This is a genomic window from Synergistaceae bacterium (assembly GCA_031272035.1).
Classification (GTDB): domain Bacteria; phylum Synergistota; class Synergistia; order Synergistales; family Aminobacteriaceae; genus JAISSA01.
The window spans coordinates 1-23,648 of sequence record JAISUO010000047.1; the positions used below are offsets into that span (position 1 = coordinate 1).

Consider the following 23,648-nt stretch of genomic DNA (forward strand, 5'->3'; position numbering starts at 1 on the left):
CCGCCAACGATCCTGAAAGTACCGGCCTTCTTTTTGAAGAGACCGGCTGGCAGCCTGAGGAAACGATCCTTCTCTACCATCATCGGCCCGACCGTGAAGCGCGGCTGAAAAACTTCCGGACCTGGATTGAAGAGCGCCCCTGGAAAGAGACGGTGTTTACGCGGCAGCGCCGGCCCCTTTTCCCCAGCGGAGCTGTTCTGTGGAACGACAGGATCACAGATCCTCCGTCCTTCGCCGCCTGGCGCAGGGGACGCGGACGCATCTTCGCCTGCGGGAACGTGGCCGGATGGCCGCTGAAATTTCTGCTTGAACAGAAAGAACGAAACGAACAAAAGAGGACAGGCGAATGATCCCCAACGCACTTTTTTCGTTCACACAAACGCAAAGCCTGACCGTAGCTCTCGGCATCCTGACGGGACTCGTCTGGAGCCGCCGAACGGGTTGGAGCTGCGGCGGCATCATCACTCCGGGGATTCTGGCTCTCTGCATTTCCGACCCGGCTCGAATTCTTTTTTCTCTTCTGCTGGGAACGGCTCTGACCTTCCCTCTGGCTCTGGCGGCCCGCACTTTCAGACTCTATGGAAGAGAGCGCGTCGGCGCCGCGATGCTCCTCGCCCTGGCCGCGAAGATCGGGCTCGCGTTTCTGCTGCCTCCCGGACTTCGTCAGACGGGCTGGGTCGTCCCTGGCCTGATCGCCGCAGACGGCGAACGTCAGGGGCTCGGCATGACGCTCTGCGGCGTGATCGCCTGTACACTCGTCACCGTGTTCGGCATGACTCTGCTGAAGCGGATACTGCCGGGACTGTGAGGGGCAAAAAAATGACCGACAGGCGAAAAAATCCTTTTTTTGACCGCTCCTCCCCTGCTCGGCTGATTGCCCTGACTCTCATCCTGTTGTCGCTTGAGGGCTTTTTATGGTTTCAGAAGGAAAAAGATTCGCAGAACCCCTATAACTCCAACCAAAAAGTTTCTTTTGAAGAAACGGAACTTTTCCACCGGGTTCGCAGGGCGCAGGATTATCTCTGGCAGGAACTTTTTCGGCGGGGTATTGAGCTCGACCCTGAAGAGGACGTGGACAAAACCGGATTCATCGGCGTCGAATGGAGCCCGATCACGACCACCCTCGGCAGTCTGGAATCGAAGCGCAGCGCCTGTGACCCTCTGTGGGCGGTACAAACGCTGCGCTGGTTCGATCGACTGGGAATAACATCGGAAGACCGGATTGTCGTGCTTTCCTCCGCCTCGTTCCCCGGAATGCTTTTTTCCGTCCTCGCCGCCGCCGAAACCCGGGGACTCCAGATCGACCTGGCGGTTTCTCTGGGCGCTTCGACCTGGGGAGCCAATCGTCCGGAAGCGCCCTGGCCGGTACTGGAAAAAATTTTGAGAAACGGCGGATTTTTGAAAACGATCCCCTTTTTTTATACTCTCGGCGGAGGTAATGGAGAAAACGGAGGCGGCATCTTCGAAGAGGGAATAACGGTGTTGGAGAAGGCTGTACGTGAAAATGGGGGAAAGATTGTCCGCACCTCCTCCTTCGAGGCCACCCTCGCCCTGAAAATGTCATTGACAGAAGCGCCGGATCGTCCAAAGGCGAAGCTCCTGATCAGCATTGGAGGCTCGGAAACCGCGCTGGGGCACGACGCCTCCGCAATCGCTCTGCCCCCCGGTCTGCTGGATCCCGGCGACCGCCTCGAAGCGGGCAATGGCATCATCGCGCTGGCCCTTCAGCGGGGTTATCCCGTTTTGCATCTCCTGAACCTGCACGCCCTGGCCGATCGCGTGAACCTGGATTTTTACAAACGACGTCCGGTCTTTGCGCAGGTCCGTTCACTGTGTCCTGCCATTGCCGGCCTGCTGCTCTTCGTCTTTGTTCTGAGCACACACAAACGCTGGATCTGGGAAGACTGAAGGAGCCTGACGGGCACATTTCAGCTCTTCTTCTTGACATCCGGCTGTGCGCCAAAATATAATAAAAAAGGATGACATGGACATGGAAAATAAAAAATACGTTGTGGCCATTGGATCTTCTTCTTTGGATACTTACTACGAGTCTCTTTCCTGGCCTGCTTTGGGCGATAAGGTCATGGTCAAAAAAATCGGAACGAAGGTCGGAGGGCTGATCTCGAACGCTGCCTGTGTCATGGCCTCCTGCGGCATTCCGACATATTTGATAGATACGGTGAAACCCGGACTCAGAGAGCAGATCGTCCAGGAACTCGACAGGTATGGAGTCTGTACCGATTATGTGACGCCAGGCGACGAGAGTATTGAGAGCGAAACCACCATTATTCTCGTGGGCGGAGAAAGAACTATTTTCGTCTCGAAGAATAAACCACCGATTGACCTGTCGCCAGCACAGGTTCGATTATTTGAAGAAGCAGCCGTGGTATACAGCATCCTGCCAGAAATCAGAAAAATACGTGAATGTGAAACGCTTCTTAAATCTCTGAAATCAAAAGGAGTGCAGCTGGTTTGGGACATGGAACCGGCTGCGTTTAACGGCGGAATTGAAGACCAGTATTTGATCAAAATGGCGGATTTGCTTTTCTTCAACGAATGGGGCATCGAGAAATATGCCTCTGATTTGTCCCTGCCTGTAAACCAGGCGATTGCAGGGTTGTTAGACGCAGGAGTGCGTATTGTCGTGCTGACGCTGGCCAAAAAAGGATGCAGAGTTTTTACAAAAGACCGCGAAATAAATGTTGACGGCCATCGCGTGAGCGTGGTGGACGTTACCGGGGCCGGAGATTCTTTCAACAGCGTTTTTATATATGGCTGTCTGAATGGATGGGCTCTTGAACGTACGGCAAAAATGGCGAACGCTGCCGGAGCGCGGGCGGTCACCCTGATGGGCCCGAAAAGCGGTGCGGCCACGATAGAAGAAATTTCCGGATTTTTGGATCAACACGAGATAAAGTCGGCTGTCGTGTGAGGATGAGATCATGAGTGGATACGTGCTGCGAGGGGAAAATATCTGCAAATCCTTTGCTGGCAATCAGGCGCTGAAAAACGTCAATTTTGCTCTGCGCCCCGGACAGGTCATGGGCCTGGTGGGAGAGAACGGCGCGGGAAAATCCACCCTGGTCAAAGTTATTGCCGGCATTTATGAGCTGAACTCCGGTACGATCTTCCTGAACGATCAACCCGTCGCGTACGCGAACTCTTTACAGGCTTTGCACGCCGGTATCGCCATTATGCATCAGGAACTAAACCTGTTCACCAATCTAAGCGTCTATGAAAACATTTATCTTGACCGGAAAGAATACCGAAGCTCTCTCGGAAAAATTGACAGAAAGCGGATGCGGGAGGATGCCCGCTCCCTGTTGCAGCGGCTTGGAACGGATATCGATCCCGACGCTCAGGTTTTGTCTCTGCGTATTCGCGAACGGCAGATCGTGGAAGTTGCCCGCGCCGTCTCCGTCAGCGCGAAAGTTCTCATTATGGATGAGCCATCCGCGGCTTTGACGGAAGGCGAAGTTCAAAAAATGTTCGAAATCGTTCGAGCCTTAAAAGCGCAAGGTGTGGCTGTCATTTATGTTTCCCACCGAATGAACGAGATACGGCAAATATGCGACACGGTCCTGGTGCTTCGGGACGGAGAGAACGTCGGGGAGCTTGAGGTTGCTGACACCGAGATTCATGATATTGTCGAATTGATGGTAGGCCGCAGAATTGAAAACTATTATCCGCGCAACAAACACGCAGGAGGAGAAACAGTTTTGGAAGTAAAAGAGCTGACTTCCGGATGGCTCCAGGATGTCTCTTTTCAGCTCAGTTCTTACGAAATTCTGGGCTTGTACGGTCTGGCAGGCTCTGGCATAACGGACCTTGCGGAATGTCTTTTCGGACTTCGTAAAATATCGAAAGGTTCAATATGGGTCAAAGAAAAAAGATTGAACGGGACGGGACCCTCCGAAGCCATTCGGAACGGTCTTGCCTATGTTCCTTCGGACAGGCGCAACGAAGGGATCGTGACGGAGTTTTCTGTGGAAAATAATCTCATCCTGAGTTCATACAAAAAGTACAGTTTTGCAGGACTTTTTCTGCGAAAAAAGGAAATCGGGAAAACAGCGGCTCGCTCGATCATGAATTTCAATATCAAAACGAGGGATGGAAAACAGCAGATCCGTTTCCTGTCAGGCGGGAATCAGCAAAAGGTGGTCCTGGCAAAATGGCTTGAGACAGAACCCGGCGTTCTTATCCTCAACGAACCCACAAGAGGTGTTGACGTTGGAGCGAAAGCCGAAATTTACGCTCAAATAGACCGTCTGGCCGCGCAGGGGATGGGCATTCTCTTCATCAGCTCAGAAGTTCCGGAAATCGCAGGAATGGCCGATCGAGTCCTGGTGATTAATAAAGGCCGCGTCGCAGCTGAGATACCGTCTGACCAATGTACTCAGGAACGTCTTTTGGCATGTGCCTCCGGAAAGGATGTGCAGAGCCGGTGATTAATTGGAGCAGACAGAAATATGCTTTTTTATTGCGGCAGGAATGTTTGGTTACGCTTTTCACCGCCCTGGTGATTGCGGTTTTTTCGTCGATACCGGACAGCAATTTTTGTACTCTGCCGAATTTCAGAATCATTCTTTCTCAGGCCGCGATCAACGGAATATGCGTCATCGGTCTGACGACCTGCCTTATCATGGGGGGTATAGATTTTTCGATGGGCGCGATTTTGGCGGTATGCGCCTGTTTTTCCGGAATCCTGGTAAATCATGGACTCCCTGTAATTCTGGTTATATTACTTAGTGTGTCAACAGGGATTCTGTGCGGAGCCGTCAATGGCTTCCTTATTGCATATCTGCGCATTGCCCCGATTATCGCGACTTTAGCGAGCATGTACGTGCTTCGAGGCATGTGCGCAATCGCCACCGGCGGCGTCTGGATATCCGACTTTCCCGATACCTTCAAATGGCCGGGACAGACCACCTGGAGAGGCATCCCGATGCACTTCGTCCTCTGGATCGCGCTGGCGTTTAGTGCGCAGTATATCCTCAACAATTTCAACGCAGGACGAAAACTTTACGCCGCAGGTGGAAATCCGGAGGCCGCCAGGCTGTTCGGCATCGACTATGCTGCCTGCAGAATGAATGTTTACATGATAAGCGGCGCTTTAATTGGCCTGAGCGGGACGATATACGCTTCCATGGTGGGAACGGTCAGCGCGGACACCACAGGTTTGAACACCGGAGGAGATCTTCTGGCGGCGGCGCTGATTGGCGGAGTTAATATTAACGGCGGAAAGGGCAACATCTTTGGCGCAGGCATGGGTGTTCTCTTAATGCAGATTATTAGAAACGGGCTGATTATCTCCAGAATTTCAGAACATTGGGCAGATGCCATCACCGGAGCGATTATCGTGTTTGCTCTCGTTTTGTCTTATCTTGAGAACTATTCACAAAGAGGAGAAAAGAAATGAATAACCTGAGCATCAATTCTTTTTTCCGGGACAGAAACCGAATCACATGGATACTGCTGACGCTCCTGATAACGATGATCTTTGTTTTTGCCTGTATGTCCGACAGTTTCCTCTCCAGGCGTAACTTCCTGAACATCATGCGTCAGACGGCGGAAACGGGTATGATCGTTATCACGGTGGCTTTTTTGGTTTTTTCGCGAGACATAGACATTTCCATGGGCTCTGCCCTGGGTTTTTGCTGCGTCGTGTTGGGTTTGTTACTGAAAAGCGGCATGAACATGTATCACGCCGGACTGCTGACGATACTTGCCGGGGCATTTATCGGCGCGATCAGCGGGATTATGGTGGCCGGACTTAAGCTGGAAGGCATGGTGGCCTCCGCGGGGCTTCTGATTTTGCTGCGAGGGATGTGTTATGTTCTCACAAAAGGATATCCCATCAGCGGCTTTTCGGATGAATTTCTGGCCGTGGGACGTATGCGTTTCTGGAATATCCTGCCTTTGTCGTTTCTGTGCCTTATTGTCATAGTTATCATTGCATGGGTCATCATGGAAAAAACGAACATCGGCCTTCAGATAACAGCTGTTGGAGCAAATAAAACAGCGGCCAGGTTTTCCGGGATTAAAGTCGGCAAAATCAAATTTCTGCTTTTTACCGCAAACGGAATGATGATCGCCTTCGCGAGTTTTTTTCTGCTTTCACGAATGGCAAGCGCCGAGGCTACTACCGGGCACAGCTACGATCTGGACATTCTGGCTTCCTGTCTTCTGGGAGGCCTGAGTTTGCATGGCGGCAGCGGGAACATTTTTTCAGTTTTCCTGGGCCTCATGTGCATTGGAATCATGAGGAATGGCTTCAATCAGCTGGCCATTCCCGCAATTTACCAGGATATCGTATTGGGGGTGGTCATAGCGCTCAATGCGGCGAACTGGACCAAAGAGAGACGAGAGTGAAAGGTATGTCTGCAGGCAGGGTATTGATCATTATTATTTAGAATTATCTTGAGGAGGGAAAATAATGAAACGCAAAGTATGGCTGGGAATTTTAATGTTGACAGTGATGGGCATCGCCGAGACCGCCGCGCAAAGCGGGGCAGCCGACACCTATTTCATCTGCCCTAAAACTTTAGGGCCTGTTTATTGGACCCTGGCGGAACAGGGAGCGAAAACCGCAGGGAAAGAACTGGGAGTGGACGTTATTTTCAACGGCCCCTCGGAAGCGGTATCTTCCAAACAAATCAATATGATTGAAGATATGCTGTCGAAGGGAATACAGGGACTGGCGATTTCGCCGAACGACGCGCAGGCCATCAAGCCGCTCATCGCTGACGCCATTGATGAAGGCGTAACGGTCGTCACTTTTGACTCGGACGCGCCGGAGTCAAAACGAGCCTATTACATCGGTCCGGCGTCTGACCAGCAGAACGGAAAGGATATGGCGGACTACATCGCGAAAAAAATCGATTACAGGGGACAAATCGCCTTTATGTGCGGCGGACTGGCAGCTGAAAATCAGGTTGCTACTATGAATGCGGCGAAGGAAGAACTTTCGAAGTACCCGGATATCACGGTAGTGGCGACGCTTCCTTCCAACAACGACATGCAGAAATCTTACGAAAATGCCACAACCTTGATTAAGACCTATCCGAACCTCAAGGGGATTCTTGGATTTACGGGAGGTCAACCGCCTGCAGCCGCAGAAGTGATTGAACAGGCGATAGCCGCCGGAGAACTTAAAAAGGGCCAGATCATTGTAACCGGCGTAGGTTTTCCCAGTAATTGCCGCAAATACATCAAGAGCGGAACTCTTGAGCAAATTTTTTCCTGGGAATCTGAAAAACTGGGTTATACCAGTGTTCACGTCATTCACAGGCTAAGGAACAAACAACCAATCGAAAGCGGTGTCACATTGCCCAAAATAGGAAAACTGACGGTTGAGGGGCAGCGGATTTGGACCGGCATGACCATCGTGACAGCCGATAACGTCGACCAGTTCACTTTCTGAGCAGCAGAGTCCAAGCCCGTCAAACTGAGGTAAAAGCAGCATTTCAATGAGGAACCATGGCAGAAGCGCGCTCATGGTTCTTTTATCATTCATCATTGAGAGAACCTGCAAGGGACATTTTCCCTGACGAGTTACAGGAGGACATTATCACAGACGAACAACAAGCATTTTTGGAGGGCTTGACAAAATCGATTTGGGCGAATAGAATCATGCACTATTAAATAATATAACCTTTGATAATTTTTCTGAATTGTTAAGTCAAATGTGATTTTTGTTTTTGAAGCGTCGCCATTTTTGAAAGAAGGAGGGGCCTGTCGATGAACCAGCGGGGTATTTCCATGAATGTCGTCCTCGTTATTATTATTAGCTTGCTTATTCGCGGGTCCTCAGTTGGGGTGGTCGGCGTTTAAGCGCCGTGATGTGAAGAAAAGACTCCAGACCGGGACCCGTAAAAGGGCCCCGGTTTTTTTATACCATCTTAAAACGAGACTGAACTGAACGGAGGAGACGACAATGAGGTGTACTTTCAGCGTTTTGACACAGGATGCTCCAGGAGTGCTGATGAGAATTGCAAGTCTGTTCTACAGACGGAATTACAACATAGAAAGTTTGAGCGTCAGCCCCACGGACAACGCGGGAATATCACGCTTCACGATTATGATCGACGCGGACGAATGGGCCCATGAACAGGTCGAAAAACAACTTTCCAAGCTCATCGAAGTGATTTCCGTGGAGAATCTGAACCACAGGGGCCGTTTTGTCGAACGGTGGTTTTCGCTGATCAAGGTTCGAACGACCATGGAAACGCGACCTCACATTCTACAAATCGCTGACGTTTTCAGGTGCCGCGTCGTCGATTTCGGCGTCGATGCCCTGACCTTCGAAATCACGGGGGACGAAGACAAGATTCATGCCTGCACGGAGGCGTTTCGAACCTACGGCATCATCGAAACGGCCGGCTCCGGCTCAGTGGCCCTCCGACGCGACGAAACCCGCGCCGGCGACGTTTTCGCACAGCTGCCGTCTTATCCGCGCGCAGTCAATGCATAACGTCAAATTGCTTTCAATCAAATGTTAATTAAGAAGCCAATGTATAACTTATGAGAGGAGATTCTGAAATGGCAAGGGTATATTACGACAGAGATGCAAATTTGAAACTGCTTGGGGGCAAAACCGTGGCGATTCTGGGCTACGGAAGTCAGGGACACGCTCACGCGCTGAATCTGAAGGAGAGTGGAGTGTCGGTCATCATCGGTCTGCACGAAGGCAGCAAATCCAGAGAAACGGCCAAAAAGGACGGTTTCGAAGTTTATTCCGTTCCGGAGGCCGCGTCCCGGGCGGACATCATCATGTTCCTGATGCCGGACCATATCCAGAGCGACATCTACAACCGCCTCGTCGCCCCCGGCATGAAAGAAAACGCGGCGATCGCTTTTGCCCACGGTTTCGCGGTTCATTTCGGGCAGGTGACGCCTTCGAAAAAACACGACGTTTTCATGGTAGCGCCCAAAGGGCCGGGACACATCGTCCGTCGCATGTACACGGAGGGCAAGGGCGTTCCCGCTCTGGTCGCGGTTCATCAAAACGCTTCGGGCAAAGCCATGGAAATCGCCCTCGCCTACGGATCGGGAATCGGCGCGGGACGGGCCGGCCTTCTGGAGACGACCTTCCGCGAGGAAACGGAGTCCGACCTCTTTGGAGAGCAGACCGTCCTCTGCGGAGGCGTGACGGAGCTGATCAAGGCGGGGTTCGAAACGCTGGTGGATGCGGGGTATCAGCCGGAAATCGCCTATTTCGAGTGCCTGCACGAAATGAAGCTGATCGTCGATATGATCTTCGAGGGCGGGCTTTCCTGGATGCGCTATTCCGTCAGCGACACCGCAAAGTACGGAGACAGCATATCGGGCAAACGGGTGATCGACGCCCACACCCGCGCCGTCATGAAGGACATTCTGAGGGAAATTCAGGACGGCTCTTTCGCGAAAAACTGGATTCTCGAAAACATGGCCGGGCGGCCCGGAATGAAAAAATGGCTGGTCCAGGAACGGGGACAACTGCTGGAAAAAGTGGGCAAAGATCTGCGCGGCATGATGTCCTGGCTCGACACGAAAGAAGCGCCGGAATATTGAGGCCGCAGGGAGGAAGATCGTCGTGGAACTCACCGGTGCTCAGATCACGGTAAAATCGCTTGAGGACGAGGGAGTTAAAACCGTTTTCGGCCTGCCAGGGGGGACGGTCATTCCTCTTTATGACGCTCTTTACGATGCTTCGCTGCAACACGTGCTGGTTCGCCACGAGCAGGCGGCGGCTCACGCGGCGGACGGATTTTCCCGAGTGGGAGACGAGGTGGGAGTCTGCATCGCCACTTCCGGCCCCGGAGCGACCAACCTCGTCACCGGACTGGCCACCGCGCACCGGGATTCTTCTCCGATGGTGGCCATAACGGGACAGGTGTCGACGGCATCCATTGGCACGGATTCCTTTCAGGAAGCGCATATGATGGGAATTTCCCTGTCCATCGTGAAACACAGTATGCAGGCCCGGCGCCCTGAGGATATTCCCCGCATGATGCAGGACGCCTTTTTTATCGCCTCCACCGGACGACCCGGCCCCGTCGTCCTGGACCTGCCGCTGGACGTTCAGAAAGCCGTCGGGGAATATCGGCGCCCTTCCCGGCCGGGAGTCAGCTATCCCGGATATTCCGCGGAACTGCCGGAGGACCTTTCGCGGCTCGACGAGGGAGTGAAGCTGATCCGCGACGCGGAACGGCCCGTGCTGCTGGCGGGCAACGGCGTCAATCTTTCCCGGGCCTTCGACTCCCTGAGAAATTTTTCCGAAGAGCTGGAAATACCGGCGGCGACCTCTCTTCTGGGCAAAGGAGCGATTCGCGACGATCACCCGAACTTCATCGGAATGATGGGAATGCACGGCAGCGCGGCCGCGAACCAGGCGATCATGACGGCGGACCTGATCATCGCCGTGGGAACGCGCTTCAGCGACCGCAGCACCGGCAGAAGTTCCGAATTCGCGCAAACCGCCCGTGTGCTGCACATCGATATTGACAACTCCGAAATCCGCAAAAACATCAAGGCCGACGTTTACCTCATTGGAGACGCGGACAGGGTGCTGCGTCTGCTGACCCGGGAGGCCGCCGGCCACAACTCCGCCTCCCGACGGAACTGGAGGGAAAAGATCCGGCAAATCGCGGCGGAGAGCGCGCAGCCCGACGTTTCGGACGACCTGATCCACCCCCGGCAAATCCTGGAGGCCCTCGACGACGTGACTCAGGGAAATGTGATCGTAACCACAGAAGTGGGACAGCATCAGATGTGGGCGGCGCAGTATCACAAAGCCCTCTCTCCGCGCTCGTTTGTAACCTCCGGGGGGCTTGGCACAATGGGGTTCGGCATCCCGGCGTCCATCGGGGCTCATTTCGGACGCCCCGGTCTGCCCGTCGCCTGTATAGCGGGAGACGGCAGCGCCATGATGAACATTCAGGAACTGGACACCTGCGCGCGTTACAACCTGCCGGTCAAGGTGCTGCTTTTCGACAACAACTGTCTCGGAATGGTGCGGCAGTGGCAGCAGCTGTTTTACAGCAACCGTTATTCCCAAACCCTTTACGCCAGACAGCCGGATTTTGTAAAAATCGCTCAGGGCATGGGAGTCGAGGCGTTTTCCGTGTCCTCTCCGGAAAAAATCAGGATCGCTCTGAAACGGGCTTTCGAAATTCCGGGGCCGGTTCTGGTTCATTTTCCCATCCCCCAGACTGAGAACGTGTTTCCCATGGTTCCGGCGGGAGAGTCGCTGGCCAACATGCTTCTGAACTGAATCCGTTCAAACGAGTTAAATTATAACTGAGAATTGAGGGACCGCCTTGCTGTTTTTCCGTAATCGATCTGATCATGCTCTAAGATATGACGCGTTTTTCAGGCTTAAAGAGGCCCGATCGCCAAAAGCCGGAGATGACGTTTTTGCCCTCGTCTCTCAGGCGGCGGAGGAAATCGTGGCCGAAGCCGAGCGATATTCGCTCAGAGGGGACATATGGGAGGCCTTCTTCGCGCTGCTGCTGGCCGAGGACGAAAATCCTCTCGGACAGATTTCGGAGCTGGGGGAAGCGCCTTCGGGCTCCATCGCCGCGCTGGCCGCGGCAGAACTCCAGGACCTTCACGAGGTTATCTCCTTCGCGCGGCATCTGGTCCGCTCCGAAGAAAGATTTCAGTTCCTGCGTCCTCTGGAAAATTATGTCCCGTCGGGGAGCCGTTCCTTTCGCCTTTCGAGAGGACAGAGCGAAGTTATGGAGGGCCTCTCGCGCCTGTCGGAGGCCTTCGGAAAATCCACAGGACCGGAGGATGTCTGTCAGGCCCTCGTCGATTTTTACAGGACCTGGGGTTCGGGTTTTTTCTCGCTGAACCGGGCCTTTCGCTGGTCGGACGGTCACGGCCTGACGCCGGTGAAAGAGCTGGATCCCCTGTCTCTGACCTCTCTGGTGGGCTATGAAACTCAAAAGAAAGAGCTTCTGAGCAACACGAAGCTTTTTCTCAGCGGCAGAACAGCGAACAACGTGCTGCTTTTTGGCGACAGCGGAACGGGCAAATCCTCCTCCGTGCGGGCTCTCCTGAACCAGCCGGGATTCGCCCGGCGGGGTCTGCGTATCATCGAGGCGCGAAAGGACCAGTTCATCCACATTCCCGAGATTCTGGACCGGATACGGTTTCGCAATTACCGGTTCATCCTGTTCATGGACGACCTGTCCTTCGAGGAATTTGAGACGGAGTACAAGCATCTGAAAGCCCTCATTGAAGGGGGAATCGAGCCAAAACCGGAAAACACCGTCATCTACGCCACGTCCAACAGAAGAAACATTGTTCGGGAGGTCTGGGCCGACCGGGGCAGGGCCTCCGGCGACGACGTACACGGAGGAGACACGTTGCAGGAGAAGCTCTCTCTGGCGGACCGGTTCGGCGTCACCCTCTGGTACGGCTCGGTGGGGAAAAAAGAGTACATGGAAATGGTTCAGGCTCTCATCCAGGAGCTGACAAAAGAATCGGGACTGAACCTGTCCATAAGCGATACGGAGCTGGAAATACTGGCCATGCGCTGGGAGCTGGGCAAAGGCAGCTTCACCGGCAGAACGGCCAGACAGTTCGTGCAGAACCTGCTGGCAGAATATTAAGGAAACAGTGCAGGTGTTCGAATGATTTCGCTGCGCGACGTTTCCTTCGTTCTGCCGGATGGACGATTGCTGTTGGATCGTCTCAACGAAAGTTTTGGCGGCGGCGCGGGCGAAGGAGGAGAACGCGCCGCCCTTGTGGGGCGGAATGGCGTGGGGAAAACGATCCTGGCTCGAATCATGGCGGGTTTGCTGTCTCCTTCCTCCGGCAAAATTATCCGTGAAGGAATCGTTTTTTATCTCGACCAGATGCTGAATCCGGCGCATTTCGACAGAGTTGCCGACCTGATCGGAGCCTCGACCGCGCTGGACGCCGTGCGAAAAGCTGAAAAGGGAGAAGCGACGGAAAAAGACCTGGAACGGGCGGAAGGGCACTGGGATCTGGAGGAACGCGCCTTTCGCGAATTCAGTCTTGCGGGCCTGCCTCACCTGACCCTGGACACTCCGGCTCCGACTCTGAGCGGGGGAGAATGCACAAGGGCCGCTCTCGTCGGCGCGTTTCTCTCCGAAGCGGATTTTCTCATCCTGGACGAGCCCACCAATCACCTGGATGCCCCCAGTCGAGCGGCTCTGACGGAATACCTGAACACCTGGAAAAAGGATTTGCTGGTCGTCAGTCATGACCGGGCGCTCCTCGAAGAGATGGAACGCATCGTGGAGCTTTCTCCGCCCCCCGGCGGGCTCAAAAGTTATGGCGGCAATTATTCCCTGTACCGGGAGCTGAAGGCGCAGGAGCGCGCGGCGGCTCTGGACCGCCTGAATCACGCCAAAGCGGAGCGCAAACAGGTTGCCTCCCAGCTGCGGCTCGTCGCCGATCGTCAGAGAAAACGCGCAGCCGCCGGAAACAGGCTCAGGGATTTTCACGATACCCCCAGAGCCCTGCTGCACGCCATGAGAAATACGGCTGAAAAAACGACGGGCAAACTGAACAGGCTGAAAACCGATAAAACGAAAGCCCTGGCCGAAGCCGAAAAGGAAGCCTTTTTAAAAGCCGGAATCGAGGACGCGGTGGTTCTCATCCCTCCCGCCTGTTCCGTTCCGGATGGCAAAGTCGTACTGAGGATGGAAGGCGTCGTTCTTCCCTATGGAGCTCACAGGGCTCCCATCGACCGGACGATAAGGGGGCCTCTGCGCCTCGCCGTCGAAGGCGCGAATGGAAGCGGCAAGACGACCCTGCTGCGTATTCTGACGAACGAGATTTCCCCCCTGCAGGGAACCTGTGAAGTGAAAGTCCCCTGGGCCATGCTGAACCAGTTTGCGGACGGACAGGAGGAGCGTTCGTCTCTTGAGCTGCTGCGTGCCGGGGGAGCGGGGAAAAACCTCGACGAAGGCGAAGCCGGCGCCCGCCTCGCTCAGGTTGGCGTCGCCGGGGAACGGATGAAAATGCCGGCGGGGCTGCTGAGCGGAGGCGAACGTCTGAAGGTCGCCCTGCTTTGCGCGCTTCATGGCGATCCGCCTCCACAGCTTCTGATCCTGGACGAGCCCACCAACCATTTGGATGCGGACTCCGTGGAATCAGTGGAAAAACTTCTGAACGCCTGGACCGGCGCTCTCATCGCCGTTTCCCACGACAGCCGTTTCCTGGAGCGCATCGGCGTTACAGAAAGACTCCTTCTGGCCGGTGAGAATCGCGAAGACAGATTTCGATAATAAATTATCTTTCGACTTTCAGCCAGACGACTTCCTGTCCGTCGTAGGGTTCGCCGGAGGGCGCCAGGTCGAGGCCCGCGGAACCTGTAAACCCGAATTTTTCGGCGTTTTCGATCAGCTCCAGCTTATCGGCGTCTCCCGCCACCTGCACGCCGATGTACAAACTGCCGTTCACCTCAAAGAAAAACACGAAATCGGAAAATTCCTCTTTCAGCTCCTCGATACTCGTGTCGGGGCTCTCGGCCTCAATCGCATCGCGAACCGTCAAAAGAAGGGTAAGCGGGGATTCCTGACCGTCGTCGGAGAGGTCCAGCTTTTGCGCCGACGCTATGATCCGGGGAAGAAGGCGCTTTTCCGGAGCCACCTCCACAAGAGAAATATCAAGGAAACCCATTCCCAGTTCGGCAGCCTGCATCGTGATGAAAGAGACCGGCAGATCCGCCTCCAGAACATTTTGAATCGCTTCTTTCCAGGCGGGCTGAAGCGTCGACAGAGCCTGCCCCATCAGGGAGTCGGCGTCGTAAAATTCCGCTCTTATCCGGCTCCAGATCTGAGCGACGTCGATAAAGCCCACGGAAAAAAACTCTTTCTCCAGAAGCGGGGCGGCCGCCGGCGCAACTTCCGGCTTTACATTCAAATCTTCGGAGTTCAGCATCCCGAAAAAGAGCGTGTCGTCTCTGTTTCCCAGCAACAGCGGCGCCGGAACCAGAGCGGGGTCCACTCGCACGAGCGTCTCCCATCCCTCGACCTTCAGGGGTGCGAAGGGGATGGCGTTCGTCAGCTCCGGATTTTCAAAAATCTTTTTCAGGATCGAAGCCGCGGCTCCCTCCTGCCCCGTCAGAGTGACATACGCTCCCGGCACGGGATAACCCTCGACAGAGGCCTCCCCGCCCACCACCAGAGAAAGATTCCCCGACAGAAGGTTCTCGATCTCCTTCTCCGTAACGCCGATCCGGGATGCGCCGGCCACAATCTGCTTCCACGCTTTCTCCAGCTCCGGCCAGAGTTTCAGGTTCGCCGCGCTGAAAAACGGTTTTCCCGCCATTCCCAGCAGAACTGTCCCCCTGCCGGCCAGAAACATGCCGCCCCCCGGGATGGGTTTTTCTTTTTTAAGGCGTTCCTCACCGGAAAAAGCCTCAATGTTCACCGCAGTGGAAATTCTGAAATTGCCGGGGTCGGAGCGGAAAGCCGTCTCGACTTCCAGAGGCGCTTTGAAGAAACTCTTCAGGAAATTTGCCGCTTCCGCCTCTTTGGGATTGTTCATATCGGCCGCCGCCATTATCGTGGCCATATCCGCGTGCAGGAAATAATAGTCGGGATCGTTGAATTTACGTTTTGGAGCGAAGCGATTTTTCGCATTGCTCAAAGCATCGAGAGAACTCTGAAGGTCGCCGGGGGAAAGCGCCAGCAGCAGCAGGTCCTCCTTTGCGCTCAGAGCGATTTCGTTGTCGATGAGATAGTAGGGCCCCGATTTCCCCTTTCGCAGGGCCGGTTTGACGGCCCCCGCCAGAAGCAGTCCGGCATCTCCCAGCACAAGCGTGACCATGTCCTCCGCTTTGGCCTTTCCCGCCGCAATGAGATCCAGTTTGGAGCGCATCTCCGGCGGCAGGGCAATGGCTGCCTGCAGAAAGGGCTTTTCGTCCTTGTCCATTCCCATCAGCACAGCCACCGACCGGGCAGGAATCTGCGAGGCAATCCCGGCCACGAGCCGAAGATTGCTGGCGTCGCTGAGGGCCATCCCCGGGGTGATGAACATCTCCACATTTTCCGGAGAAAAAACGGTTCTCAGCACGCCCCCCAGGTCTTCCAGACGAATCGAAAGCCAGACCGATTTCTCAGGCCTGACGCTGAGCGCCTCTTCGGGATTCCTTCCCCAGGCGGAGGCCGGAGCGATAATCAGAATCAACGCGGGAACGAGCACACATAAGAGAAATCTTCGGAATTTTAACAAAGGATTACCTCCCCGATTTTTATATTCCGGCATAACTTTCATAAATCTGCAAAAAGGACTCCGCCTTCAGGGAGGCTCCGCCCACAAGAGCGCCGTCGATGGCGTCCATGGAGAGAAGCTCCCGGGAATTATCGGGTTTGACGCTGCCGCCGTAAAGCACCACAGGGGAAAGAGAACGTCCGCTCCGCTCCTGAATGAGCTTTTTGCTGAACGCACAAACCTCCTGGGCTTCGGAGGACGTGGCGGACCTGCCCGTTCCAATGGCCCACACCGGTTCGTAGGCATAGACGATTTTTTCCATCTCCTCGGGGGAAAGCACCTCCAGAACCGCCTTCAACTGTCTCGACACGACGTCAAAGGTCTTTCCGTCCTCCCGTTCGCCCAGGGTTTCTCCATAACAGAAAACCGGCGTCATTTCCGAGCTCAGAGCCGCTTTAACCTTTTTGGCGATCAGGCCGTCGCCCTCGCCAAAGATCGCCCGCCGTTCGCTGTGCCCCAAAATCACGTGGGTGCAGCCCGCATCCTTCAGCATGGGGAGGGAAACCTCTCCGGTAAAAGCGCCCTTTGCCTCGAAATACGCGTTCTGAGCGCCCAGAATGGGAGCCAGCGTTTTGTCCATGTCCCGAATGGCCGTCTCCGCCGCGGAGAGGGAGGTAAAAGGAGGGAAGACGGCCAGCTCCAGCGTATGCCCCGCCGCCGCGGCAAGCGCAGGAACCGCGGAAAAACGCGCGGTCAGATCCCTGAAAAACGACGCCGTTTCTCCCCGGGTCAGGTTCATTTTCCAGTTGCCGTATAAATGGATTTTCTTCATTATTAACAAAGTCTCCCTTATTTAAAAAATTTCTCCCTTCACGGGCACTTCACGGGCATCGCATTTACTTCTGTTCAAGAGGAGCCATGCCCGGCAGCTTTTTTCCCTCACAGTATTCGAGACTGGCCCCTCCGCCGGTGGAAACCCAGGAGACTTTGTCGTCGAAGCCGAACTCCCGAACGGCGGAAGCCGTGTCTCCGCCTCCAATGACGGTGGTTGCCCCGGCCGCGGTGCATTTTACGACGGCCTCCCCCACCGCTGTGGTTCCGGCGGCGAAAAGCCTGTTTTCGAACACGCCCATGGGACCGTTCCAGAGCACGGATTTCGCGCCTGTCAGGGCTTCAGCGAAAAGTTTCGACGTTTTGGGTCCAATGTCGAGTCCCATTTTATCGGCCGGCATCGAAGCGCTGTCGACCACAGCCGTTTCCGTCGCGTCCAGCCCGTCGGCAGCGACGCTGTCCAGGGGCAGGAGAATTTTGACGCCCTTCGCCTCCGCCTTTTTCAGGGTTTCACGGGCAAAATCGATCCGGTCCTCCTCGCAGAGGGATTTTCCCACGGAATACCCCTGCGCCCTCAGGAAGGTATAAGCCATGCCTCCTCCGATGAGGATCGTCGTGGCCTTGTCCAGCAGGTTCCCCACCACCTCGATTTTGTCGGAGACCTTGGCTCCCCCCAGGATGAGGACATAGGGCTTCACGGGAGACTCGCTGACGGCCCCCAGCATCTCCCCCTCCTTCACGAGGACATCTCCGGCGAAGGAAGGCAGCACGGACATGATGCCGTTTGTGGAAGCGTCGGCTCTGTGGGCGGCGCTGAAGGCGTCCATGACGAAAACGTCGAAGGGTTTCCCAAGCTCCGCGGCGAAAGCGGCGTCATTTTCCTGCTCTTCGGCGTGAAAACGGACGTTCTCCAAAAGCAGAATTTCTCCCTTCGGAAGTTTTTCCATGGCAGCCGCCACCTTCGGCCCCACGCACTCATCGACAAAATGCACTTTTGCGCCGTAGGCCTTTTCCACATCAGGGACAATCTGTCCAAGGGACATCTCGGGAACGGGCTTCCCCTTGGGGCGGCCAAAATGCGACGCCAGGGCCACCTTCGCCCCGGCAGACAGAAGTTTTTTCACCGTCGAAGCGTGAGCGCGTATACGAGCGTCATCCGTAACCTTTCCGTTTTTAAAGGGAACGTTAAAATCGACGCGAACCAGCACTTTCCTGTTTGCGACATCCTGAGGGCCAAATGTTTTCAGTTTCACCGCAGTATCCTCCTTAATTGGTTTGCAGACATTTTCATCGGGGAAAAACTTCCCCGACATGTTTTTCACTCACTCAGCAATTCACATAAACGTTTCCATCGATATTTTATCGTACTTTTCGTCACCGGAGGAGATAAAACGTCCCCAAGTTCCGCCAGCGACGACTCGGGATATTCCAGTCGGGCCTCCACAAGAGACCTCAGAGGGCCCGGCAGCGTTTCAATCCGTCCTTCCCTCTTCAGCTTTCGGGCCAGCTCCAGCTGCTCCTCGGCCACTTTCAGGGTTTTTCGAATATTGGCCGTGTCGCAGTTGCGCATACGATTGGCGCGGTTGCGCACCGACCGCAGAACCGCCCTGTCCTCTATGGAAAGCGACACTCCCGAAAGGCCGATTTTACTCAGAAAAGTCACAATTTCCTCCTGATCCCGCAAAATCGCCTCCCAGGCGCTGTGTACCGCGCGCTCGCTCCAGAGGATACGGGCCCTTTGCAGAATTTTCCCCACGCGGGAAAAGACGTCTTTTTCCTTCAGGCGAAGGGCGAGATAATAACCGGATTTCGGAAAATAAAGAGAACCGCAGCTCCCCCACAGGCCCCGCATCCAGTCCCAGTTCCTCTGAGGCGCGAAACGCGTCACCTCTTCGTAAACGTCTTCAGGCAGGGCAAGCCGCACGGGCCCCTTCGTCGTTTTGGAGACGAGGGTCCGTCCGCTCAGGTCCAAAACCCGCTCCCACCCTGAAAGCCTCCAGATTTTCAGGAGACGCCGCAAAACCCACAGGCGGGAACTGCTGAGAAATATCTCGTCCGGAGCGTTCTTCCGGGTTCTGACGCCCGCCCGCAGTCCCGTCACGATGCCCGCCGCCTCCGACGTGGCTCTCTCTTCGGAAGAAAGCGGAAATGACGCCCATTCGTCCCAAAGGTCTTCCTCCGGAGAGTGCATGGCTATGGGTTTCGCTCCGGCTCACGGCAGAGACGCAGAAGGATTCCCGCCAGCTTGAAGGAATCGTGCCTCACGAGTTTCATGTCGAGGACCTGCACCATGGGAACTTCGATGATCCTGCACTGAAGCGCCTCAATTTTTTTGCGCTGATGGCGGTCCAGATAGAGGGGTCTGGCGTTTTCCTGCCGATAACCCGCCGCCAGTTCATCCGGAATCGGAGCGTTGTTGACGACGATATACTCCGGAACCTGACCCAACGCGGCAGAAACCCACTCCAGGTGATTCAGAATGTTCATCCCCTCCGTTTCCTCCGGCTGGGTCATGAGGTTGCAGATGTACACCTTCGGCACGGGGGACTCCCGAAGTTTCTCCGCAAACTCCGGAAGCAGAAGGTTGGGAATGACGCTGGTGAAGAGGCTGCCCGGCCCCAGGGCGATGATGTGGGCATCGTCAATGGAGTGAAGCACCTCCTCCAGAGGCCGCGCGCCCTCCGGTTCCAGCCAGATTTCCTTCAGGCTGTGGCCGTACTTCGAGATCTCCAGTTCTCCCCGCACTTTCCGGCCGTCCAGGGTGAGCCCCACCAGAGAGATCGCCTCCGTGGTCACGGGCAGAACCTTGCCCCGAATGGCCAGCAGGTCGTTCATCTGTTCGACGGCGATCCGAAAATCCCCGCACAGTTCTGAAACCGCCAGAAGAAGCAAATTTCCCAGGCTGTGGCCGGCCAGTTCTCCGTGGTCGAAGCGAAAATCCAGCACCCGCCTCAGAGCGTTGTCGTTTTCGGCCAGAGCGACCATGCAGTTGCGCACGTCCCCCGGCGGCAGCACGCCCCATTCCATTCTGAGCCGCCCCGAGCTTCCTCCCTCGTCCGTCACCGCCACCACCGCCGTAATGTTGCGGGTAAAGCCCTTGATTCCTCTCAGCAGCGTGGAAAGTCCCGTGCCTCCCCCAACCGCCACGATACAGGGTCCGGTGGCCAGCCGGTAGCTCATGGCCCCTCTGAAGGGATCGTTTCCTTCCTTATTACGTGTTCTCCTCAGTCCTCGAACGTCGAAAACGACAATAATAAAAAAAGCGGTAAAAATACCGACGATAAACCCCGTGGTCCAATCCATTTCAGAATACCTGCAGTTTCGAAAGGTCTCTGTGGTTCACGCTGATTCCTCCGGGAATATCCCTGTAATGCTCGAAAAGCCACTCCACGACGGCCACCGATCGATGCCGCCCTCCCGTGCATCCCATGGCCACGTGGAGCAGGGACTTGCCCGTATTGAGGTAACGGGGAATGACGAAATCGAGAAATTGCGTGCAGGAGGTCAAAAATTCTCCAGTTTCCGAAAAAGATTTCAGATACTCCCGAACGGCCTCGTCCATGCCCGAAAGGAGCTTCAGTTCCGCCACGTAAAACGGATTGGGAAGGAAACGCACGTCGAACACGTAATTGCTGTCCTGAGGAACCCCGTGCTTGAACCCAAAAGAGGAGAGCATCAGAGAAACGCTGCCCTGTCTGCGTCCGAACTCGCCGATGAGATATTTGCGGTACTGCTGGGGATCCATGAGCGAGGTGTCCAGCACCAGGTCCGCCTTTTCCAGAACCGGCGCCAGTAAAAGGCGTTCCCTGCGTATGCCCTCCTGAACCGACAGGTTCTCTCCCAGAGGGTGACGGCGTCGGGTCTGCTCGAAACGGCTGAGCAAAGCCTCCTCCGAGGCGGTCAGAAAAAGAACCGTCACATTGGAGGTGATCTCCTTCATCAGCGCCACGGCCTTCGTAAAATCATCCGGAAGCCGGTCGCTTCGCACGTCGATTGTGACGGCGATGCCCATTTCCGTGGCCGCCCTGTGGTCCGATAAAAGATGAAAAAGCTGAGGCAGAAGCAGGGGGGGAATGTTGTCTATGGCAAAAAAACCCTCATCTTCCAAAACCTTGAGCGTCGTGGTTTTTCCAGCCCCGGACATCCCCGTGACGATAATGCACTGCCGGACGCCTTCTTTTGTTTTTTCCATTTTATACATCGCCCAAACTTTCTTTTTAATACTTTTAAATACTTTATTAATAATTTTATTCATAATTCAATAATTTCTTCATAATTCTAACTCAAACCGCGCGGTGAAAGCGCCATGAGAATCACCGGGCCGCGATAATTGTATACCTTCCAGGAAAAATCCCCGAGACGAACGGGAAACAAAGGAAAGAGTTCCGCGAAAATCCGCGCAAAAAAAAAGTTTTTCGCGAGAAGGGCGTTTTTCTTCATATTTTCTCCCCTTTTTTTTTCTATCATGTAAGACAGACATATTTCTGGGGGTGTTTGCATGAAAATACTGATCGTGGAAGATGAACCCGCCATCGCTGACGTGATCGGGGCCTACGCCACCCGCGAAGGGTATCAGACCCGATGGGCCGCGGATGGCGAACAAGCCCTCGAATTCTGGGCCCGGGAACCCTTCGACCTGGTGCTGTTGGACCTCATGCTTCCAAAACTTTCCGGCGAGGAGGTCTGCCGGAACATCCGTTCCGCCTCCGCCGTCCCCATCATCATGCTGACGGCCCGGGGGAGTGAAAACGACGTCATTGCCGGTCTCGACGCCGGCGCCGACGATTACGTGGTCAAACCTTTCAGCCCCCGAATCCTCATGGCCCGCATCCGGGCCAACCTCCGCAAAAACGGCGAAACTCAGGGAGATTTGAAAAATATTATAAAGATAGGTTCCCGAATCGAGGTGGACCCCAACCGTGTGGAGATCCGTAAAGACGGACGCCCTGTATCGGCCACCCGCAACGAATTTCTGATTTTCTCCACACTCGCCACGCCTCCCATCCGAACCTGGTCCCGGGACGACATTATCCGCGTCGCTCTGGGAGACGAGTACGACGGGTTCGACCGCACCGTGGACACCTATATCAAAAACCTCCGCAAAAAACTTGCCGAACCGGGCTGTGAAAACGGGTGGATACAGACCGTTCACGGATTTGGTTATAAAATCGACGACACCCGACCGGAATGAACATGAAAATCAAACATTCCCTGCGAGCCCACCTGCTGCTGCTCTACGTTTTACTGGCCCTGCTCTCGGGCATTCTCGTCCCCATGGCCAGTATATACATTACCCTGGAGGAATTCAGGGGATATTTACAGGAACGGAAGAAATACGATATCCGAGAGATCGCCGGTTCCCTGATTTCTCTTTATCAGGAGGAAAATTTCTGGGACCCCACCCGGGTTCGGGACGTCCTGCGTCAGGCCTCCAGAATGCCCATGATGAGCCTGGCCCTCTACAATGCGGACCGACGTCGGGTGTTCCCGGCAAATCCCGGCGAGGGAGGGCCTCCTCCCATTCTGCCCCCGGAGCCGGAGCACCGCGAAAGAGAGGGCTCGAAAGCGGGTCCGGGTGAAAGAACGCTCCGGAGCGGCTTCAACAGGATTCCCCTCGAACACGAGGGAAAGCCCATTGGAACGCTGATCGTCGCCCTGCCCCCGATGCCCGGAAAAGGCGAGATGCTGTTCGTGAAACGCCTCGGAATCTACGCCATAGAAGGGGCTGCACTTATGGTGGCCCTGGCCTGCGCTCTGGGATTTTTCGTGGCGGGAGATCTCAGCCGTCCCGTGCTTCGAGCCGCGGAGCAGGCGCAGCGCATCAGCCGGGGGAACTACGACGCGCCTCCGGAAAAACCCAGCGGCATCCTGGAGATGGACGCGCTTTCTGAAAGTGTGAAGGAGCTGGGGCGCGCGCTGGACGGACAGGAAAAACTGCGTCAGCGTCTCATGGTCGACATCGCCCATGAACTGAGAACCCCTCTGACGGTCATCAAATCCCAGCTCGAAGCTCTGGCAGACGGCGTATGGGACGCATCTCCGGAGCGGCTGGGGCTCTGCGTGACGGAAATTGACCGCCTGAGCGAGCTGATCGCGGAGGTGGAGCGGCTGTCGAACCTTGAGGGAGAAACCCTCTCCCTTCAAATGGAAGAACGGAACCTGGGGGATTTTCTGTGGAAAATACTGGACTCCTTCGAACAGCTTTTTGCCCGGTCCGGAATCACGCTGATCCGAAAATTTCCGGAAAAAAAGCAAATTATGGTGAATATCGACTCCGGACGTTTTCGTCACGTCATCGAGAATCTCCTGTCCAACGCCGTGCGTTACACAGAAAAGGGCGGGACGGTGACCCTGAGCCTCGACGCCTCGGAGGAAAACGCCAAAATCGACATCGAGGACTCCGGCATGGGAATCGAACCGAAGGACCTGCCTCACATTTTCGAACGGTTCTACCGCGCCGACGCATCCAGAACACGGGGGACCGGAGGCCGCGGCGTGGGGCTGTCCATTGCCCGGGCGGCGGTGGAAGCCCACGGCGGCTCCATTTCCGTCCGAAGCGAGCCCGGCAGGGGCAGCACCTTCACGGTCCTTCTGCCGCGAATCTGAAAAAATGACGGCTCATGTGACGTTGTGTCCCGCGG

At 55.3% G+C, this 23,648-nt stretch carries 21 protein-coding genes; 15 read left to right on the top strand and 6 right to left on the bottom strand.

Annotation, left to right across the window (positions count from 1 at the left end; all coding sequences use genetic code 11):
- The 13 genes from LBR61_05695 to LBR61_05755 form a co-directional block, all read left to right on the top strand.
- A partial coding sequence (locus LBR61_05695; protein MDR1731570.1) for a hypothetical protein occupies positions 1-350 on the top strand: 350 nt, incomplete at its 5' end.
- Complete coding sequence (locus LBR61_05700) at positions 347-808, top strand: poly-gamma-glutamate biosynthesis protein PgsC/CapC (protein ID MDR1731571.1); 462 nt, start codon at positions 347-349, stop codon at positions 806-808. The genes LBR61_05695 and LBR61_05700, both read left to right, overlap by 4 nt.
- An 11-nt stretch (positions 809-819) precedes the next feature.
- Positions 820-1,908, top strand: coding sequence for a poly-gamma-glutamate system protein (pgsW, locus tag LBR61_05705; GenBank protein MDR1731572.1), 1,089 nt, complete (start codon positions 820-822; stop codon positions 1,906-1,908).
- An 82-nt stretch (positions 1,909-1,990) separates the two neighbouring features.
- On the top strand, positions 1,991-2,932 hold the full coding sequence (locus tag LBR61_05710) for a carbohydrate kinase family protein (protein MDR1731573.1): 942 nt from the start codon (positions 1,991-1,993) through the stop codon (positions 2,930-2,932).
- A 10-nt stretch (positions 2,933-2,942) separates the two neighbouring features.
- The gene (locus tag LBR61_05715; GenBank protein MDR1731574.1) at positions 2,943-4,448 is read left to right on the top strand and encodes a sugar ABC transporter ATP-binding protein; all 1,506 of its coding nucleotides are present in this window, start codon (positions 2,943-2,945) and stop codon (positions 4,446-4,448) included.
- A gap of 47 nt (positions 4,449-4,495) precedes the next feature.
- On the top strand, positions 4,496-5,419 hold the full coding sequence (locus LBR61_05720; GenBank protein MDR1731575.1) for an ABC transporter permease: 924 nt from the start codon (positions 4,496-4,498) through the stop codon (positions 5,417-5,419).
- Positions 5,416-6,372, top strand: a complete 957-nt coding sequence (locus tag LBR61_05725; GenBank protein MDR1731576.1) for an ABC transporter permease — start codon at positions 5,416-5,418, stop codon at positions 6,370-6,372. The genes LBR61_05720 and LBR61_05725 overlap by 4 nt, the downstream gene beginning before the upstream one ends.
- 64 nt (positions 6,373-6,436) lie before the next feature.
- Entirely contained in the window at positions 6,437-7,423 is a 987-nt protein-coding gene (locus LBR61_05730; GenBank protein ID MDR1731577.1) for an autoinducer 2 ABC transporter substrate-binding protein, read from the top strand.
- 513 nt (positions 7,424-7,936) lie between these two features.
- Positions 7,937-8,473, top strand: a complete 537-nt coding sequence (ilvN, locus tag LBR61_05735) for an acetolactate synthase small subunit (GenBank protein MDR1731578.1) — start codon at positions 7,937-7,939, stop codon at positions 8,471-8,473.
- A 68-nt stretch (positions 8,474-8,541) separates the two neighbouring features.
- The gene (gene ilvC / locus LBR61_05740) at positions 8,542-9,552 is read left to right on the top strand and encodes a ketol-acid reductoisomerase (protein MDR1731579.1); all 1,011 of its coding nucleotides are present in this window, start codon (positions 8,542-8,544) and stop codon (positions 9,550-9,552) included.
- A 22-nt stretch (positions 9,553-9,574) separates the two neighbouring features.
- The gene (ilvB, locus tag LBR61_05745; protein MDR1731580.1) at positions 9,575-11,254 is read left to right on the top strand and encodes a biosynthetic-type acetolactate synthase large subunit; all 1,680 of its coding nucleotides are present in this window, start codon (positions 9,575-9,577) and stop codon (positions 11,252-11,254) included.
- Between the two features lie 46 nt (positions 11,255-11,300).
- A complete protein-coding gene (locus LBR61_05750; protein ID MDR1731581.1) occupies positions 11,301-12,599 on the top strand; it encodes an ATP-binding protein in 1,299 nt (432 codons plus the stop codon).
- Positions 12,600-12,620: 21 nt separating this feature from the next.
- Positions 12,621-14,246, top strand: coding sequence for an ATP-binding cassette domain-containing protein (locus LBR61_05755; protein MDR1731582.1), 1,626 nt, complete (start codon positions 12,621-12,623; stop codon positions 14,244-14,246).
- Positions 14,247-14,250: 4 nt separating this feature from the next.
- Here the strand turns inward: LBR61_05755 and LBR61_05760 are convergent, their stop codons facing one another.
- The 6 genes from LBR61_05760 to rapZ all read right to left on the bottom strand — a co-directional run bounded on the left by LBR61_05760 (position 14,251) and on the right by rapZ (position 21,199).
- Positions 14,251-16,197 carry a hypothetical protein gene (locus LBR61_05760; GenBank protein MDR1731583.1) on the bottom strand — a complete coding sequence of 649 codons (1,947 nt, stop codon included), beginning with the start codon at positions 16,195-16,197 and terminating at the stop codon, positions 14,251-14,253.
- A gap of 19 nt (positions 16,198-16,216) precedes the next feature.
- Positions 16,217-17,008, bottom strand: a complete 792-nt coding sequence (gene tpiA / locus LBR61_05765) for a triose-phosphate isomerase (GenBank protein MDR1731584.1) — start codon at positions 17,006-17,008, stop codon at positions 16,217-16,219.
- 64 nt (positions 17,009-17,072) lie between these two features.
- Complete coding sequence (locus tag LBR61_05770) at positions 17,073-18,260, bottom strand: phosphoglycerate kinase (protein MDR1731585.1); 1,188 nt, start codon at positions 18,258-18,260, stop codon at positions 17,073-17,075.
- A 65-nt stretch (positions 18,261-18,325) separates the two neighbouring features.
- A complete protein-coding gene (gene whiA, locus LBR61_05775; protein MDR1731586.1) occupies positions 18,326-19,198 on the bottom strand; it encodes a DNA-binding protein WhiA in 873 nt (290 codons plus the stop codon).
- A 2-nt stretch (positions 19,199-19,200) separates the two neighbouring features.
- Entirely contained in the window at positions 19,201-20,310 is a 1,110-nt protein-coding gene (gene yvcK / locus LBR61_05780) for a uridine diphosphate-N-acetylglucosamine-binding protein YvcK (GenBank protein MDR1731587.1), read from the bottom strand.
- Position 20,311: 1 nt separating this feature from the next.
- Positions 20,312-21,199, bottom strand: a complete 888-nt coding sequence (gene rapZ / locus LBR61_05785; protein ID MDR1731588.1) for an RNase adapter RapZ — start codon at positions 21,197-21,199, stop codon at positions 20,312-20,314.
- A gap of 306 nt (positions 21,200-21,505) precedes the next feature.
- Here rapZ and LBR61_05790 point away from each other — a divergent pair, with 306 nt between their 5' ends.
- Positions 21,506-22,198 carry a response regulator transcription factor gene (locus tag LBR61_05790; protein MDR1731589.1) on the top strand — a complete coding sequence of 231 codons (693 nt, stop codon included), beginning with the start codon at positions 21,506-21,508 and terminating at the stop codon, positions 22,196-22,198.
- 2 nt (positions 22,199-22,200) lie between these two features.
- Entirely contained in the window at positions 22,201-23,613 is a 1,413-nt protein-coding gene (locus LBR61_05795) for a HAMP domain-containing protein (GenBank protein MDR1731590.1), read from the top strand.
- Positions 23,614-23,648: the final 35 nt, after the last annotated feature.

Excerpts from the sequence above, each read along its gene's own strand:
- LBR61_05700 (MDR1731571.1), top strand. The coding sequence starts at position 347 with ATGATCCCCAACGCACTTTTTTCGTTCACACAAACGCAAAGCCTGACC.
- pgsW (MDR1731572.1), top strand. The coding sequence starts at position 820 with ATGACCGACAGGCGAAAAAATCCTTTTTTTGACCGCTCCTCCCCTGCT.
- LBR61_05710 (MDR1731573.1), top strand. The coding sequence starts at position 1,991 with ATGGAAAATAAAAAATACGTTGTGGCCATTGGATCTTCTTCTTTGGAT.
- LBR61_05715 (MDR1731574.1), top strand. The coding sequence starts at position 2,943 with ATGAGTGGATACGTGCTGCGAGGGGAAAATATCTGCAAATCCTTTGCT.
- LBR61_05725 (MDR1731576.1), top strand. The coding sequence starts at position 5,416 with ATGAATAACCTGAGCATCAATTCTTTTTTCCGGGACAGAAACCGAATC.
- LBR61_05730 (MDR1731577.1), top strand. The coding sequence starts at position 6,437 with ATGAAACGCAAAGTATGGCTGGGAATTTTAATGTTGACAGTGATGGGC.
- ilvN (MDR1731578.1), top strand. The coding sequence starts at position 7,937 with ATGAGGTGTACTTTCAGCGTTTTGACACAGGATGCTCCAGGAGTGCTG.
- ilvC (MDR1731579.1), top strand. The coding sequence starts at position 8,542 with ATGGCAAGGGTATATTACGACAGAGATGCAAATTTGAAACTGCTTGGG.
- LBR61_05755 (MDR1731582.1), top strand. The coding sequence starts at position 12,621 with ATGATTTCGCTGCGCGACGTTTCCTTCGTTCTGCCGGATGGACGATTG.
- tpiA (MDR1731584.1), bottom strand. The coding sequence starts at position 17,008 with ATGAAGAAAATCCATTTATACGGCAACTGGAAAATGAACCTGACCCGG.
- whiA (MDR1731586.1), bottom strand. The coding sequence starts at position 19,198 with ATGCACTCTCCGGAGGAAGACCTTTGGGACGAATGGGCGTCATTTCCG.
- yvcK (MDR1731587.1), bottom strand. The coding sequence starts at position 20,310 with ATGGATTGGACCACGGGGTTTATCGTCGGTATTTTTACCGCTTTTTTT.
- rapZ (MDR1731588.1), bottom strand. The coding sequence starts at position 21,199 with ATGGAAAAAACAAAAGAAGGCGTCCGGCAGTGCATTATCGTCACGGGG.
- LBR61_05790 (MDR1731589.1), top strand. The coding sequence starts at position 21,506 with ATGAAAATACTGATCGTGGAAGATGAACCCGCCATCGCTGACGTGATC.
- LBR61_05795 (MDR1731590.1), top strand. The coding sequence starts at position 22,201 with ATGAAAATCAAACATTCCCTGCGAGCCCACCTGCTGCTGCTCTACGTT.